Source organism: Paenibacillus sp. CECT 9249 (genome assembly GCF_918697855.1).
Taxonomy (GTDB): Bacteria; Bacillota; Bacilli; order Paenibacillales; family Paenibacillaceae; genus MSJ-34.
This window is the reverse complement of the sequence record NZ_CAKKLI010000013.1, coordinates 65,130-81,667: the sequence shown is the minus strand read 5'-3', so window position 1 is coordinate 81,667 and position 16,538 is coordinate 65,130. Positions and strand designations below refer to the sequence as shown.

The 16,538-nt window shown below is 48.5% G+C and carries 14 protein-coding genes and 1 pseudogene; all 15 read right to left on the bottom strand.

Translation table 11 applies throughout. From position 1 onward, the window contains the following. Positions 1-44: 44 nt before the first annotated feature. Positions 45-830: a class I SAM-dependent methyltransferase gene (locus LQ229_RS12220; protein WP_230191867.1), complete on the bottom strand. Its 786-nt coding sequence runs from the start codon at positions 828-830 to the stop codon at positions 45-47. A gap of 116 nt (positions 831-946) precedes the next feature. Then, positions 947-1,579 (bottom strand): response regulator transcription factor, encoded by a 633-nt coding sequence (locus LQ229_RS12215; RefSeq protein WP_216539311.1) that lies wholly within the window; start codon positions 1,577-1,579, stop codon positions 947-949. A 35-nt stretch (positions 1,580-1,614) separates the two neighbouring features. Then, complete coding sequence (locus tag LQ229_RS12210; RefSeq protein WP_230191866.1) at positions 1,615-2,700, bottom strand: Cfr family 23S rRNA (adenine(2503)-C(8))-methyltransferase; 1,086 nt, start codon at positions 2,698-2,700, stop codon at positions 1,615-1,617. 276 nt (positions 2,701-2,976) lie between these two features. After that, on the bottom strand, positions 2,977-3,264 hold the full coding sequence (locus LQ229_RS12205; protein ID WP_230191865.1) for a zinc ribbon domain-containing protein: 288 nt from the start codon (positions 3,262-3,264) through the stop codon (positions 2,977-2,979). An 885-nt stretch (positions 3,265-4,149) separates the two neighbouring features. Beyond that, positions 4,150-4,257: pseudogene (locus tag LQ229_RS12200) on the bottom strand (hypothetical protein); the annotation flags it as partial. Between the two features lie 373 nt (positions 4,258-4,630). Further along, the gene (locus tag LQ229_RS12195) at positions 4,631-5,638 is read right to left on the bottom strand and encodes a spermidine synthase (RefSeq protein WP_230191864.1); all 1,008 of its coding nucleotides are present in this window, start codon (positions 5,636-5,638) and stop codon (positions 4,631-4,633) included. Positions 5,639-5,798: 160 nt separating this feature from the next. Continuing rightward, positions 5,799-6,743, bottom strand: coding sequence for a DMT family transporter (locus tag LQ229_RS12190; RefSeq protein ID WP_230191863.1), 945 nt, complete (start codon positions 6,741-6,743; stop codon positions 5,799-5,801). Further along, positions 6,730-7,584: an AraC family transcriptional regulator gene (locus LQ229_RS12185; RefSeq protein ID WP_230191862.1), complete on the bottom strand. Its 855-nt coding sequence runs from the start codon at positions 7,582-7,584 to the stop codon at positions 6,730-6,732. Before LQ229_RS12185 ends, LQ229_RS12190 begins: the two co-directional genes overlap by 14 nt. Positions 7,585-7,766: 182 nt before the next feature. Then, positions 7,767-9,236 carry an ABC transporter substrate-binding protein gene (locus tag LQ229_RS12180; RefSeq protein ID WP_216539303.1) on the bottom strand — a complete coding sequence of 490 codons (1,470 nt, stop codon included), beginning with the start codon at positions 9,234-9,236 and terminating at the stop codon, positions 7,767-7,769. 71 nt (positions 9,237-9,307) lie between these two features. Beyond that, entirely contained in the window at positions 9,308-10,201 is an 894-nt protein-coding gene (locus tag LQ229_RS12175; protein ID WP_230191861.1) for a carbohydrate ABC transporter permease, read from the bottom strand. A gap of 2 nt (positions 10,202-10,203) precedes the next feature. After that, the gene (locus tag LQ229_RS12170) at positions 10,204-11,067 is read right to left on the bottom strand and encodes an ABC transporter permease subunit (protein WP_230191860.1); all 864 of its coding nucleotides are present in this window, start codon (positions 11,065-11,067) and stop codon (positions 10,204-10,206) included. 119 nt (positions 11,068-11,186) lie between these two features. Beyond that, complete coding sequence (locus LQ229_RS12165; RefSeq protein WP_216539301.1) at positions 11,187-12,452, bottom strand: Gfo/Idh/MocA family oxidoreductase; 1,266 nt, start codon at positions 12,450-12,452, stop codon at positions 11,187-11,189. 45 nt (positions 12,453-12,497) lie between these two features. Next, the gene (locus LQ229_RS12160; protein WP_230191859.1) at positions 12,498-13,595 is read right to left on the bottom strand and encodes a DUF4832 domain-containing protein; all 1,098 of its coding nucleotides are present in this window, start codon (positions 13,593-13,595) and stop codon (positions 12,498-12,500) included. Then, the gene (locus tag LQ229_RS12155) at positions 13,588-14,910 is read right to left on the bottom strand and encodes an acyltransferase domain-containing protein (protein ID WP_230191858.1); all 1,323 of its coding nucleotides are present in this window, start codon (positions 14,908-14,910) and stop codon (positions 13,588-13,590) included. Before LQ229_RS12155 ends, LQ229_RS12160 begins: the two co-directional genes overlap by 8 nt. Next, positions 14,907-16,241, bottom strand: a complete 1,335-nt coding sequence (locus LQ229_RS12150) for a DUF4832 domain-containing protein (RefSeq protein WP_230191857.1) — start codon at positions 16,239-16,241, stop codon at positions 14,907-14,909. Before LQ229_RS12150 ends, LQ229_RS12155 begins: the two co-directional genes overlap by 4 nt. Between the last annotated feature and the right edge of the window lie 297 nt (positions 16,242-16,538).

The window sequence follows — 16,538 nt, the reverse complement described above, 5'->3', positions numbered from 1 at the left end:
AACGTTGACGCAACGAGAAGGTCAATACGTTCGTTCGAAAATGATTATATCGCTGCGCGGGATGAAGGCTTGATAGCCTTGATTCGTATCCGCTTATAGTCCAAGCGCCAACTACCGTCCCGGAACAAATCGTCCCGGGCTTTGGCGGCAATGTTCGCGAAGGCTTTGCTTCGCTCCTCTTCCGCGAACGATTCGAAGAAGCCTCCGGCAAATCCGCTCAGCCAATGCCGGAGTCCCTCCTCGCCATCGGGCAATGGAGTGGGACGGTCGAAATGAACGGCGTACGCGACATGGAAGCCTTGCCGTTCCAGCAATGAACTGTATTCGGCGATACTCGGAAAATACCACGGATGGAGGCCGGAAGCGTCGATGCCGTAATTCTCCTCAAGCACGGCTCCGATCGCCTTTACCACTTGCTCCACATTGCCCCGTCCCCCGAACTCGGCGACAAATCTTCCGCCCGGCTTGAGCGCATGCCATACGCATTCCGCCACCTGTCCGGCGTTCTTCATCCAGTGCAAAGCGGCATTGGAAAAGACGGCATCAAACGGTTCGGCAACTTGAAATTGTTCGGCATTGCCCGTTATAAACCGGATGTCCGGGTATTTGTCCCGCGCTTTTTCGATCATTGCGTCGGATAGATCCATGCCGGTCACATTCGCTCCCGCCTTTGAAATGGCATAGGCCAAATCCCCGGTTCCGCATCCCAAATCGAGAATGCGCTCCCCCTGTTGCGGATCGAGCCATTCGACCACGCCTTTGCCCAGTTCGGATACGAACCCCAATTTATTGTCGTACAATCCGGATTGCCAAGCATGGTTGGAACTCATTTACATCATCTCCTATATTTGTTGCCCGTATTATCTCACACCTCCTCCTATAATTAAAATATATAAAATCTATTAATTCTATAGGTTATTCCTATTATCTTCGAAGCAGGGGTGCGCTACAAATATCCCATCCGTTTGGCTCGTTCCGCGGCTTCCTTCCCCGTGGCGCCGCCGATCTTTTGAATTAAATTCCGCATATGAAATTTGACCGTATTCGGGGACACTTGCAGCGTCTCCGATATTTCCGTTCTCGTGCAGCCTTCCGCAAGCAGATGCAGCACTTGTTTTTCGGTACGGGTTAGTCTCTGCTGCATATCCGCATGTCTGAAATGTTTAATTTCCTGACGGAGTAACGCCGCGACATCCGGATGAAGGGAACTGCGGTTGAGATGCGCCTCTCGAATGGCCGCCGGAATGTCTCTGTAGCTCTTGTTAAGCAAATAATTCAAGACTCCTGCGGTGAATGCGTCCAGTACAGCCTCTTTTTCATGGATCGTCGTCAACACGATAATTTTGACGGGATTTTGCCGCAACAGCTCGCCCGCCGTTTTCAACCCCGCATAAAATAAGGAATGCTGCGAGGAACTGAGCAATATAACGTCTGCCGTCCCTCGCGCGACATGTTGTTTCACTTCGTTCAAATTGGTAACGGATACCTCGAACCCCGGTTCTCTACGCAATAAAGATAGAAGCTCCGTAAACCTAGGATCATCGTCCATAACAAGCAAGACGCGTATACAATCCAACATGGTTATGGCACTCCCCCTTCATTTTCTCGTTTCCTTTATTTGCAGCGCCGCTGTTGCTTGGCTTCATATTGGCCGTACAATTGCCCGCATGCCGCATCGATCTCTACGCCGAAGGATTGGCGTACGGTTACTTTGACTCCCGCTTTCGTTAATTGACGATAAAAAACATCCACGGCGCGCTGATCCGGACGCCCGTATTGTTCCGGCGCACCCATGGCGGGATTGTAACGTATGAGATTCACATGATACAGCTGCTTGTAACTAGGCCTTTTCTTCACAATCGCGATCAATTCTTGGGCGTGATCCGCAGAATCGTTGACGCCGGGCAGCAATACATACGCAATGTACACTTTTCGGCCTGTTATTTGGGCATGTTCGTCCAGAACCTCCAGCACATCCGCCAGAGGATATTTGTTGTTTATAGGCATGAGCTCGCTCCTCTGTTCTTGAAAAGGGGAATGAAGAGAGAAGGTGAGGTTGATTTGCGGAAATTGCTTGGTCAGCTTTTGAATTCCCGGAATAATGCCTATGGTGGAGATCGTGATTCTTCTGGAACTGATGCCGAATAGCTCGGGGTCGGTCAATGTTCTTATTGCGCCGAACGTTTGCGGGTTGGCAAGAGCTTCTCCCATCCCCATAAAGGAAATGCTGTCGATCGAACGGCGCTGCAATAAGAAGTACAAAATTTGATCCGTAATTTCGTCGGCCGTCAAATTTCGTTGCAGGCCGATCGCCCCGGTCGCGCAAAAGCTGCAGCCGAAACCGCAGCCCGATTGGGAAGAAATGCAAAACGATTCCCAGCCGGCGCGATATTTCATGGCGACGGTTTCGATTTTGTCGCCCCCTGGAATTTCGAATAAGACTTTATCCGCTTGCGGCGAAGGCGTATGAACGACGGGTTTAATATTCAGCATGCCGCTTCCGAATTGCGAAACGATCGACTGTCTCAACGGTTTCGGCAACACCGTTATGTCCTCGAAATCATGTATTTTATGCTTGAATATTGCTTGCGCGATTTGCGTAAATCGAAACTTCGGTTCATTCCCGGACGCAAGGAAACGGCGCAGCCGGTCATATTTGGTAGAAGCCGGCCCCTCCAGCCCGAATTCACGATGAGACATTAAAAAACCTCCTTATCCGTTGTTCCCGGATAGGAGGCGCAATACTTAAACAAGGATCATGCCTTTATGATGAAGATAAACGCATGAAACCTAATGAGTATATAAAAAAGCCCGCACAAATCCTATCCGGAAAAAACGTAAACACGTTTTTCGCTTGTTCGAATAGGATTAGTACTTCATCGGCTTAAGGTCACCCTTTCTCATTTCAATACAATGATATTATACTGAACATCATGTTCGTTGTGGAGGATAGTTTTTTTGCCACCCCATTCCATGTTACGAATCAATCAATGTTAGCCCGCATTCCGGACAGATTCTTTCATCCCGTTTCACTTTCCTCCCGCATCCGGGGCATTCCTCGAATTTTTCAGATTCATTTGCTAAGGCGCTTGCCTGTTTGACGGCTTCCGCCCTTTCGTTTTTCATCTGATGCAGCATGTCTCTTATATCTTGAATGTTTCTGGCCATTTTGGACTGATCGATCGCGGATTGGATCACTTGATACAAGATGGCGAAGAATCCGAAAACACCGATCAGCCATACGAATATTTCCCCAAGAAGCATGATGGATCTCCCCTTTCATTTCCACCCTACGTCAACCGGCAGCATAAAAGGCCGCGTAATCATCATACCCGCAGGCTACAAATTTTTCCATAAAATTCGTTTTGGCCAAAGAAAAAACTTCGCCCCAAAAGGATGAAGTTTCCGCAATATGCAATGGCGTTGCATCGAGAAGTTGATAGCTTCGAAAACCCGCAATGGAGTCTGCTTCATCATTCGCTACCGTTGATGGTACTGGCTTTATTGCGCATATAGAAGGGGAGACCTCCCCCTACATTTCAAAGGCGCTCGCGCGGACCTGCGCTCCTTGTTTGGCGCTGACGAAACTTTTGGCTCGCAAACGAAACTAACGATCCTTATTGGGCTCCAATTGAAGATGTTGTCATCCTAACGAAAGTACATATCGCTATTCATTGGAAATCGGCGATTGTACCGCCTATTCCCCCTCATTAGCGTGCTTGAGTTTCGTTAGACATTGCAACATGATGATTTACAGGCGATTAGCGTGTATCAGTTTCGTTAGCCCGCTCGGGCGGATCGTCAGCCGCCAGCGGTATGATGAAGTGGACTCTGATCGCAGGCTTTACCTTTTTTACCCCACGAGAATCGCTTGCCAGCACGCTATACAGCTTCCATAACCTCTGCGGCAAACGATCGTTCAGAACTGCATGCAGCAATCCAATCCCGCTCCGTATGTAATAAACCCTGGCTTTCTAGCATCTGAGCGAGGGGGATTTTCACAGAAGAGGGCAGAAAAAACGCTTCCTCGGGCTTGAAGAGCAGCAATACGCTCGATGCAACGCTAATGCAATTAGCGTCTCCTGTGTCCTCGAACTTGAGGAGCAGGGCGGTAGAAGTTAATGCAATCGCCAGTGCGCAATATGCGCATTACAGCTCGGGCGCCTCTTGCCCCAACTGGCTCCATTGCTCTCTGGCCGGGCCGCAGACTCCGGGGATGACGAGTCCGGCTTGACGCATTAGAACCGTCATCTCTCCGTACATCGAAACAGCCAACAAAACGACAATCATAAAGAGGAGGTAATATTTGCGACGCTCCATTCTACGAAACAAATATGTAGTCCATCGAAATAGCAGTATCGCGAACAACAAAAATACGGGCACGGTCACAATGATAACGATCAGCGCCGGATTTCCATTGCCGGAAACCGTACCGCCTTCCTTGTACCGAAATGTCATCATATCGATCAGAAAAAAGAGCAAAATTGTAACCGCGCATGCTGTAGAGAAAAATACAAATTCTCTTTTGGAATAACGGATAACGATCACCCCTCGCAAAAAATTCAGGCTAAAGGTTTTGCATCAACCTTGGGTAGGCTGTACTCCTTGTAAGGAATCCATCCCCACCCATTCAATTGTATTCTTTCCGGTTGCCATCCTGTTCGTAATCCGCTTCGCTTACGATATCGAGCAGCACCGTGTTATCGTCCGTTTGGATATCGCCTTGATTCTGGCCGTTTGCAAAATAAAACGGCATGTAAAACATATCTTTCAATCGTTCCGGGGTCAAGTATTCCGTTGAAACGAGCATACGCAAGCCGTCCGTGTCTACAGGGGATGTTGTTGCCAGGCAAAAAGCCCAGTCTTCGCCGTCTTCCGGTACGAAGTGATGGAACGGGAGCACCTGGAAGCCTGCTTTTTTGAGGGTTTCTTGTATGGACCAGAAGTATTCGGGCATCCAGAAGGAAGTGGAGCAGGCGATATTGATAGCTCCCTCCGGTTCCAATCGTTCTTTCAAGAGGCGGTAGAACTCTACGCTGAAAAGGCGGGATAACCGGGGATATCGACCGGTCGGTTCAGGCACGTCGATTACAATGACATCCCACTTCATCGGGGTGTTTTCTATAAATGTTCTCCCGTCTTCAATTACGGTCCTCACTTTGGGATGATTCAACGAGCCCCGATTAAATCGGACCATCGCTTCCAAATGTTTGCCGAACTCCAACATGACATCATCGACATCGACAGCAGTGATTTCCTCCACTTCAGAGTATCGGAGCGCCTCGCGGGTCGTGACGCCGCCGCCCCCTCCGATGATCAGCACCTTGTTCCGCTTGCCCGCCGCTGCCATCGGAATGTGCACCATCGCTTCGGCATACATATTCTCATCCTCCGTAGTGCTGAACATCACGTCGCCGTTGCCGTAAATCCACATTTGGCCGCGATATTCGACAAGAGCGATCCGCTGGTTGGGCGTTTTTATTTTGCGTAAAATCCGATAATCTCCTTCGGGCTCCTGATCCTCGTTAATATAATCTCTCACAGAACCAGATCCTACATATCTCCAATACAGCCAATACAGCCCTTCGATCGATAGAACGGCACCGGCGCCGACGGCCATCCATAATAGTTGATTCATACGATCACTCCTCTTGCGGGTAAGCATTCACCCCTCCTTCGGGAATGCGAACATTTCTATGAAATATTCTATGCCGCTTAACTAGAATGGAATCAACTTTTACCCGAGGAGAACCCCCATTTTGATAGGGCGCCCTCTCCCTCATCGCCCCTTACCCTTCTCATATTCTGTCGGAAGCCGCCTGAGCGGCATGACGAGCGTCGCGATTTCCCCGCCGTTTGCGGCTGCGTTCGGAGATGTAAGAACCGGCCAGCGTTAGGAAGGTTCCCAGATATGTCGCCCATGTGAGTTTTTCATGCAGAATCAACGCCGAAGACGCGACCGTAATGACAGGCACGATATAGATGTATATGCTTGTCGTTACGGCTCCAAGAATTCCGACCGCCCGGTTCCAGGTTGCGAAACATAATGCCGACGCACCCAAACCTAAGAAAAGAAGGTTTGACGCGTTCGAGAGGTCGTAGAATCGCTCCGGCCCCAGACGAAACGGAAATAGAAATAACGCAGGCACCATCAACAACAGCCCGTAAAAAAACACTTTGCGGGTGCATCTTACGGTAGGATACCCTAGCGCGCTAATCTTGCGCATCAATACGGAATAAACGGCCCAAACGACGGGCGCCAGGCAGGCGAGAATGTCGCCGGCCGGGTTCAGACGCAGCAGAACGCTGCCGTTAAAGCCGATCGCCATAATACCCGCGAGCGCCATAACAAATCCGATCATAAATTGAACGTTTACTTTCTCCCCTTCCAGAAAGAAGTGGGCCAATACCGCAGTAAAGAACGGAGCAATGGAAACAATGACGCCTACGTTGGAGGCAAGCGTATAAGCAAGGGCTGCGTTCTCCAGCAAGAAATACAGAGCAACGCCGCAAAGACCTGCGCCGATGAACAGCATTTCCTCTCGCCAGGAACGGAATCGGATCGGTTGCGAATCGATCAGCAGCAAGGCCGCATACCCGATGAGAAACCGGAAAAACAAAATTTCCACGGGCGTGAAGTCAACCAATAAAATTTTCGTGGAGATAAACGTATTTCCCCAGATCAAGATCGTCATGAAAGCTAACAGGTGACCTGCGGTCATATTGCGCTTATCTGTTGTCATGATGCGCCAACCTTCCCGCCTCTTGGCCGCTCGCGAATCCCCTGCTATATTGTTTGGGAGTCAGGCCGATCAGTTTCTTGAAAAAATTCGTGAAATGGCTTTGGTCGCTAAAGCCGCAGCGGAAGGCCGCTTCCCCGGGCGATATGCCCGATTCCAGCAATTTCTTGGCATTGTTAATCCGGATTGTGCTCAGGTAACTGTAAGGGGAGATTCCTGTTTGTCTCGTGAAGGAACGCAACAGATGATACTTGCTGAGTCCCGTTAGTTCGCTTAACCGGTCAAGCTTAATGTTCTCGGGGTAATGCGCTTCTAAATAATCGCAAACCGTTCTAATTTCGGGACGAGGCTCCCGGAAGGAATCGAAGGCTTCCGCGTCCGAGTAATCGACCAACAATTGCTCGATCAGCAGCAATAGCAGTTCTTCCTTCTGAAAATCGGGTTGTTCGTTCGCAATCATGCGATGCAAATCGCGAAGGATGCCAGCCAACTCGCTTTGATAGAGAACCGTCGGGGCAAACCGCGGCAATTTCTCCGCTCCCGTAATTTCGAGCGCATATTTGCGCATGACATCCGGCTTGACATTAAGGCAGCGATAATCCAGCGTCTTCCCGTCGATTTGTTCGCAAGCGTGCGGATCATGAGGATTGAAAATGACAACGTCGCCGCTGTTAATAACGTACGATTCGTTGTTGCATATTAGATGGCGTTTCCCTTGCTCGATAAAGCCCAACACATAATAGTCGTGAAAATGATTGGGAAACTTCTGCATAATGCCTTGAAAACGATACGCTTCAATTCCGATATCCGGATCGTAGCGAATTTCACGAACTTCATAAGACAAATCTTTGCACCTTCTCTCGGTCAATCTGCTCTTATTATAGTACAAAGATTAGGGGGGATTCTTGTATGATGTTGCGTCCCAGGGCGGGACGCGCGGTCTGCAATCGGGGGAATTCCAGCGGTTTATTTCCGTTCAAACCGAAAGACTGCCGGGAATGATTCCCCGACAGTCAAAGTTTATCCTTATTTTTTAGCTAAAAATTCATCTAATTGACGCTGTACTTCAGCTACATATTTGTCAATGCCTGCCGCTTTCAATTTCTTGATCGCCTTCGGATACTCCGTATCAAAATCTACAAAACCGGATCGCAATGCCGCGATTTCTTGGCCTACGACTTGTTTAAGCGCGTTTTCGACATCCTTCACGTTCTCATTGTTGAAACGGAAACCCAAGGAATCGGAGATAATCGCTTTCTCGTCCCAGCTTTTATATTTATCGATCGCTTCTTGATCTACGTCCGGCGCGAACAGTTGATAGTTCTGATTTCTAAACATCCATTCGTAGAAGAATTCGTCAGGAACGAGCTTTTTGATTCTTCCGTCTACAATCTCGTAATCTTTGCCTTCCACGCCATACAGCGCAAACAAATAATTCTCCTGAGATTTATAAATCCAGTTAATAAACTTCATCGCGCCTTCCGGGTTCGGCGCCGTCATCGGTATGCCGAGCACTTCTCCCCCTGTCGAGTTGACATAACGCGGCTTGTCTTCCGCCAGCAGATAGGTTTGCAGTTTCGCTTGCGGCGCATTTGCTCTTACGCTCTCGATCGTTTCCATTTCCTTGCCTAAAGATCCTTCAACCCAAAGGTATAAGCCTGTTTGCATTCTGGTGTCTCTTTCATTGTATTTAATGGTCAGATCCTCGGTGTACAATTTGTCTTTATACATGCTCCGGTTGAATTTGGCTACTTCCTGGAACGCCTTTGTTTCATAATAACTGTAAGCTTTCTTGCTTTCTTCTCCAAAAACGACTAAATCCTCTACTGCAATCCAGCTATACTGTTCGTCGGCAAAATATCTCGTTAACGGTTTAAAGATAACATCTGCCGGTCCTTTCATTTCAGGAAACTTCTCGGCTGCTTTGACGGCGAACTCCTTCAAATCGTCCGGCGTGTTCAAGTCCGTCATACCGACGGCTTCCAGAATGTCTTGGCGCACATTCACAAGCTGATACATAGCGGAAGACGGTGCGTACGAGGAAGGAATGCCATAGATTTTGCCGTCGATCATGGCCCCATTCAAATGTTCCATCGGCAATACTTTCAGCATATCCTGACCGTATTGTTGAATTAAATCGTCCAAAGGCATCGCTTGTTTCTTGTTCACGATCGCGGCCAGATCGGGAAGACCGTCCCAATACAAGTCGATCGGTTCGCTCGCGGCGAGTACGATATCTTTCTGCTCCCAATATTGGGACCATGGCACAAAGGTCACATTCACCTTTAATCCAAGATCGGCAGCCATCTTCTCGGCAAATTCGTTATCGAGAAATTCTCTGAAACGGTCGTTTTCCTCGCCAGGGTACAAGATGGTAAGGGTTTGCAAATCGCCTTTGCCCGACCCTTCCTCGCCTGATTTTCCGCAACCCGCCAGAATCGATACCGTCAGCAGCAGCAAAATCAATGCAATCGTCAACCTTTTTTTTGTTTTCATTGAACACCCTCCTCATTATGAATCTCTTTATCTATGTCAAAGGCCTGAATAGGCGCATTGCCATATTCCGTTTATTCCTTGATTGCGCCGGCCATAATCCCGTGAACGAAGAACCTTTGCACGAAAGGATACAGGAAAATGATCGGTCCGATCGTAATGACGGTAACCGCCATCTTGACCGTTTCCGCCGGCAGCGTGAGATTGCCCGCAGCGCCTGCGGGAACCCGGCCGGAACTGATCGCATTGACGTTCGACAATATGTTGAAGAGATAATATTGCAACGGGAATAAGTCCCGATTGTTAATAAAGATCAGCGCATGCCACCAGTCGTTCCAATATTGCAGCGCATACATTAAACCGACCGTAAACAGCGGGGTCGTGCTTAAAGGCAGGGCTACCTTGAAGAAAATCGTAAAATAGTTGGCTCCGTCGATTTCCGCAGCTTCGTAAAGCGCGGGGGAGATGCTTGAAAAGTAGGTGCGCATCAGAAACATGTTCCAGACGCTGAATATGGCGGGCAAAATCAATGCCATCATACTGTTTTTCAACCCGTAATAATTCACGCTAACGATATACCAAGGGATCAAGCCCGCCGAGAAAATAATCGTAAAATTGCAGATAAACGCGATGATGTTGCGATATTTCAATTTTTTGATCGAGATGGCGAACGCAATCATGCTTGTGATCAACAAGGCGCCTAATGTCCCGACAACGGTTACAAAAATCGTCACAACGTAAGAGCGCAAAATTTTGGTTCCGCTATGAATAAAAATATATTTATAGGTGTCAAAACTCGGGCTCTGAGGAATAATCGAATACCCGTTCTTGGCTATAACCTGTTCCGATGAAAAGGACACGCTGACCGTCAACAAGAGAGGGTACAGGCAAGCGATAGCAAAAAAACCGATAAAAACGTATGCAATCACCGTCACCAATTTATCGCCGAGCGATTTATTTTGATCCATCGTTAAAACAGCCCCTCCCCGTCATTTAATTTCTTGGCAGTACGATTGGCCGCGGTAACCAGAATCAATCCCATCACGGACTGCATCAATCCGACCGCGGTAGCATAGGAAAAGCCCAATGAACGCATAGACGAATACACGTAGGTGTCGATAACGCTTACCGCCTCGCCTAGAACCGGGTTATTGCCGACAATCCCGTAGATCATGCCGAAGTCGCCGTAGAAGATTCGCCCGACGCTCAGCAAGGTTAACACAATCATCGTCGGTTTCAACATCGGTACCGTCAAGTACATGATGCGCTGCAGTTTGCTGGCTCCGTCCACCTTCGCCGCTTCATACAAGCTGCTGTCGAAATTCGCCATGGCGGCCATATAAATAATCGAGTTATAACCGCTCCACTTCCACACGCTGGCCAAAATGATAATCGCTTTCCAATACTTGGGTTCGGAATACCAACTGATCGGCTCCATCCCGAACATCTTGAGCATATTATTGAGAACGCCGATATCCGACGAGAAGATGCCGTAAATAATCGCCCCTACGACGACCCATGACAAAAAGTAAGGGAAGAACATCATGCTCTGGGTGATCTTTTTAAATGCGGCGACCCTGATTTCGTTTAATAAGACAGCAATGCTTACCGGGATGAGAATGCCGAAGATAATGCTGAAAAAGTTAATAATTAAAGTGTTGTACGTCACTTTCCATCCCATGTTTTCGGCGAAAAAGAATTTGAAGTTATTCAGTCCGACAAATTTGCTTCCGAATATGCCGTCTACTACGTTAAAATCGGTAAATGCCATCCATATCCCCGCGAAGGGGATATAGTTGAACATAATTAAAATAATGAGTCCGGGCACGCACATCAGATACAAAATTTTATTTCTCGCGATTTCATGAAGAAAACCCTTGGGCTTCTTAGCAGTTGGAGCAGGGAGGTCTTTGACAGTCGAGTTCAACCGTACCACTACCTTTCCGTAATAAATTAAGCGGTTGCTTTGATGTGTTCTCGCAGTTGTTCTTTTAATTGATCGATATCGATTACGGTGCCTGCGATTCTCGCCTGCTCGGCCGCATAAGCCATAATATGGCTTTCCACGGATCTGTCGATGGAGGATCGGCTATCGTTGTCGTCCGTTTCCATCAAGTGGAGGAAATCCTCCATCAATCCCGCATCTCCGCCGTTATGTCCGCCGGATACGGCAGCCGGATGAATAATTCGTTGTTCCACGCTGTCAACCATATTGGAAGCGAACTTGGTTACTTCAATGACATTTAAACTATCGTTGCCTCTAATTTCCCCGTGCTCGCACATAATTTTGATGGTGCGGTTCATATGATTCGTAAATCCGCTTAAATTGAAAGTCACCTTCACGCCGTTTTTAAATTCGATGATGGATACTTGATGGTCGCATACGTCGTTGTCGGATCGAAATACGCAACGACCGTAAGGGCTCGTTTCCAACGCTTTCAACAATCCCTCTTCCGATTGGTCGCTCGCAACGGTTGTAGCCGGCCATTGTCCTCTTACCGGCAGATAGGCTTTCCGCGCATCGAACCGGCAATCGGCGGCAGCTTGGCAAGTCAAACACCGGTCCGAACTATTCGCCGGCGCATTCTCTTCTCTGAAGAAGGTCAAGTCGCCGTAAGAAGAGATGCGCTTCGCTTCGCTGTTCGCGAGCCAGGCCAGAATATCCATGTCATGGCATGATTTCTGCATCATGAGCGGGCTGGCCAAATCGCTTCTTCTCCAATTCCCTCTGACGAACGAATGCGCCATATGATAATTGCCGATATTCTCATTGTGCTGAATCGTAACGATCCTTCCTAGTTCGTTGCTGTCTATTATTTTTTTGATTTCAGCAAAGAAATTGGTATACCGAAGCACATGGCATACGATGACTTTTCGGCCTTTTTCATTCGCTTTCTGTTGAATTCGCAAACATTCTTCCGGACTCGGAGATATAGGTTTTTCCAGAAGAATGTCATACCCCAGTTCAAGGGCTTCCATCGTTTGCGCATAATGATCTCTGTCCATCGAAGCGATGATGACAGCGTCGCAGATTTTGCCCAAACGGTAAAATTCCTCCACTGTTTTGAACCGGTTGTTCAAAGGAATCTGAAAAGCGTCTGCCGCGGCTTCTCTTCTCCCGTCGTCGGGTTCGACGATCGCAACGATGTCAGCTCTTTCGCGAGCGTATTGCGAGTAAATCATGCCTCTTTGCCCTGCGCCGATTAATGCTAGTTTCAAGTCAATTCCCCTCCAGGTGCGATTTGTTGTCCTGCTCTAATGTCTCTAATCTTGTTCCGGAACTTGAGGATCTTCCAATGGATAGTATCCTTCCGGATAGTAGGTATCCCAAATATTCGAGAACGGATCCTCGCCTGTCGTTTCCACCTGCACAGTACCCAGCTCATAATATCCGCCCGCTTCTTCCCCTTGTATGGCAAGCCGGATATAAGAGCGATCTTTGAAAAATAGCCCCAGACTTACCGTATACGTTCCAGGCTGCATATCCGGCAACGGTACGATCTCGTTATGGACGAGATCGCCGGTTAACCATGAATGCGAAGCCGCATGGATAGGGATCTCATAGGATAGGTCCCCTTGCTTTAGCAAGAGCGATAGATCGAATTCCTTATAGATCCTCGAACTCCCCGCGTTCACAAACCAGAAACGAAGCGGCAAGCTTCCCCCGCTTGAAACCGTTTCCGGGAAAGTCAATCTTCGCAACTGTAGATCATATCCAAGGCCGATATCCTGATTAGACAGGCATGCATGCCAGCGCTGCGCCTCGCGTCGAATATGAGGGCCGCAATGTTGATCGGTGATATGAAGAACGACAGGTTGGGTTTTCCATATATGCTGCAAGTTTTGCCGCGCAAATGCCTCGCAGCAATCGATCCAATTGTTCTCGCCGCAACGTACCAACAGACCGAATTCCCGGTTCTGTTCTTGCAAATAGCGGATCAGTCTGCCATGATGCAGATCGGCAAGAACAGGCACGGTTTCAAACGAATCCATGTATGCATTCCATTCCTCTTTGCTGTCGGCCAGAGTCGAGATCACAACGCCCGCAAGCCGACCGTCCGTACCGATATAGCTCCCGATCTTCCTTACGAAGGAGGCAAAATAGTCTTCCGCGCGATCTTTCACCCATGAAGGCGGTTCCGGACTGAGGATAAGGATTGGATTCCTCGCGTTGTCCAGCGATTTCCCAATCTGTTCGAGCGTGTATTCTCCCCGACTTGCCTCCAGGTCTTTCCACGCAAATGAGATGTACTCCAACTTCCCGTTTCCGCTATTGTCCGGCGTCCTCGGCAACGGTCTGGGCCGGATTTTGACCGTTTTATACTTCTCATAGCGCTCCAATGAATATTGACATTTACACATTCGGCTTCCTCCCATGCATATGGCTGTCAACGATGAGCCCGAATTTCTCGATATCGGCGGCTGTAATATAAGGCATGCTTCCTATTTGCCCAACCTCTTCTTTCAACACAATCATGCTTATCGTATTAAACCGCGCGCCCGTCTTCATATATTCCGCCGCCGCTTTTTGCAATGAAGTCGTATATTCGCCGGACTTGCCGACAGGATCGGCGTCCCAGCCGCCGAACAGCTCATAACGCAGCATGCCGTCTCCTTCGAACGTCGGATAATTGTAAACTTGCCTTTGCACCCGTACGATGTTGCTCTCTTGATCCAATACCAAGGAAAGCCTTGGATCGAACAGCCAGCTTCGGCTCCAGAACCCCTTCACGGCTAGCTCGGGAAAGTACGTAGTATAAAATTCAACGGCCATCGCCATTGAAGTTCTCAACCTGTCCGGAGTATAGCCGGGACCCGATGGAATGTGCAGCGCCAAGAGGCAATCCCCCGGCTTCAGCACCGCTTCCCATTCTTCCTTGTCAATGGAAACCGTCTCCCGCTCCACAAATCCCATTGGATTCATCCGATGCGCAACGATGCGGCGGGCGTCTTCCTTCCATATTGTCTTGAAGAGGCCCCCGGCGTCATAAACGCCATTGATTCCATTCCTCTGCCCATCGCTGCGAAAATCTTCCCCGGCATGCCCCAGCGCAATCACTTCTTGCGTCTTCTTGTGACGGAACATCGTGAAATCGTCTTCGAGACGGCACGGGATAAAGAGAAATCGGTCTAACAAAAAAATCGAGCATGTATAAAAATTCATGACCCACGGGAAATCACGGACTTTAGGATCGCCGTGATGAACGAGCCGTTCGAATTGCGCTTTCAAAAACGGATGCGGAATGTCCTCGTAATACTTCTTGGGAACGCCCCGCTTTTCCAACAAGTTCATGGATGGGACAATGCAGGCGAGAAGCAACAGGAAGGAATATAGCTCCCCATTCTCCTTCATGCAAGCCGGGGTCATATTCGTATAGAAATCTTCATCGCACCGATTGCGCGCGGAACACATATCTTCCACTAAAAATGCCGTAAAATGAAATAATACCGTATCTTTCTCTATGGCCTCGATCCCACGAACGAGCCGTTGCTGCGTATCTTCAGGGATTTGATACCGGGCGAACAGACCGGCCAGAAAATCGCGCGGAATCAGTTCGGTTCTGCCATCCGACTCATAGCTCCGATACTTTTCTTCGAGTCCTTCCGGCACAAAATCGAACCCGCAATAGGCAATGTATTCCTTGTAATTCAACCGCGCCTTCATTTTCGTTCTCATCCCCCTTTAACGGCGATGTTCCCCATCGGGTAATAACCGTCCCGATACCCTTCGATCGCAAGCTTCACGTTTCCGACTTCTTTCACGCCGGTCTCGATCCCGATCTCCAGACGGTACTCCCCTTCCCGTATCTCAGCCGGAAGAGTGAACGTTTCTGCCCAAAGGATATCTTGGTCCGGCAACCATCCCCTAATATCCTCCGTACTAGAAAGCGTATAAGTATGATCGTTTCCTGCAAGCCTGACAACAAGCGGATAGCGGTTATAGACCGGCGCGACCCCTACATTCGCCCACAGGCCTTCAACGCGCAACTCCCCGCCTGCCTTCGCTTCGGCATCGTAAGTAAATTTCCTTAACTCAAAGCGGTATCCCATCTTCTTCAGCCATCGTTCTATGTTCTCTTTCCACGGTTCCGGTACGATCGTTCCTTTGTTGTTAAAGGACGAAATATGCCATTTCAGCGATTCCTCAATGATATAATCAATGTCCCAACCTTGAAGATACCAGTCGTTCATGTGCCAGCAAGCTTCAAATAGAACCGGCGCGGTTTTCCATGCGTCACCCATCTGAAAGTTTTGAATATTTTGCGGATAGAAATCCGTCATATGCGACCACTTCTCTCCGTGAAAACCGCCCATATCTCCCAGGCAGTCTACGCGGAAGCCTACTTTGGCCTTGCGATCGGTAATGATCTTGATCGAGATCGGGTCATGCAAAAGCGCTTGCAAAGGCGTGAGTTTAAATCCGTCCAAATAGGCGTCCGTAATCCGCCGGATTTGTTCCGGCTCGAGAAATTCGGTTCCGCCGCCTTCCCCCCACGCTCCCACGATCGTCATATCGACGGAGCTGATCACCGGATGCCCGTCGAACCGTTCGGCAAACGCTCTAATAAAATCGGCCCAATATTCGACGTACGGCGTTGTGCCCGGATCTATTCTCCAAAAAGGGAACTCGGGTTCATCCGGATAATCCTTGCGAAACCATTGCGGAATATCGTCGTCTTCGCTTAATGCGTACGGCGAGCAGCGTACAACCGCAGTGCAGCCAAGCGATTTGGCGTAGTCCAACTTCTCCTCCAACACTTCCCACCTGTAGACGCCTTTCGCGACCTCAACGTCCTTCCAGCGCGCGCTGCAGAAAAATACTTTACAATCAGGATGATTGTAGGTTTTACTATCTTTAGTGAATTTATATTTTGCTTGCTTCACTCCCCGATTGTCATATACATCATCGAGTTCGTTCATTAATCCGGGCGCCGCCGTAAAACCGATGCCTGGATTGCTGATGAGGCGGTCTACGATTACGGGGTAAACGGTGACTGTTTTTTTCATTGTTTTACTCACTCCTAAGGTTTCATTCTTTAGGACACTTGAGTTTTGTTACGTTATTTGTTACATTAATTTTAGTAATCTTTATGATGTAATTATAACACCCATGACTAAACTTGCAAGTCACAATTTAGTTATTTCCTAGATTTATTTTAGGAAAAATATAGATTATCGGCGCTAACTCGCCTTGTTTACGCAAATCAAGCGCTTTCCAATTGTCTCATATCGTGATTCATCAACGTAACAAAAGAATGATAATGCATGTACTTGTTACATAAAAAGTACCATGTAACGTTTTGG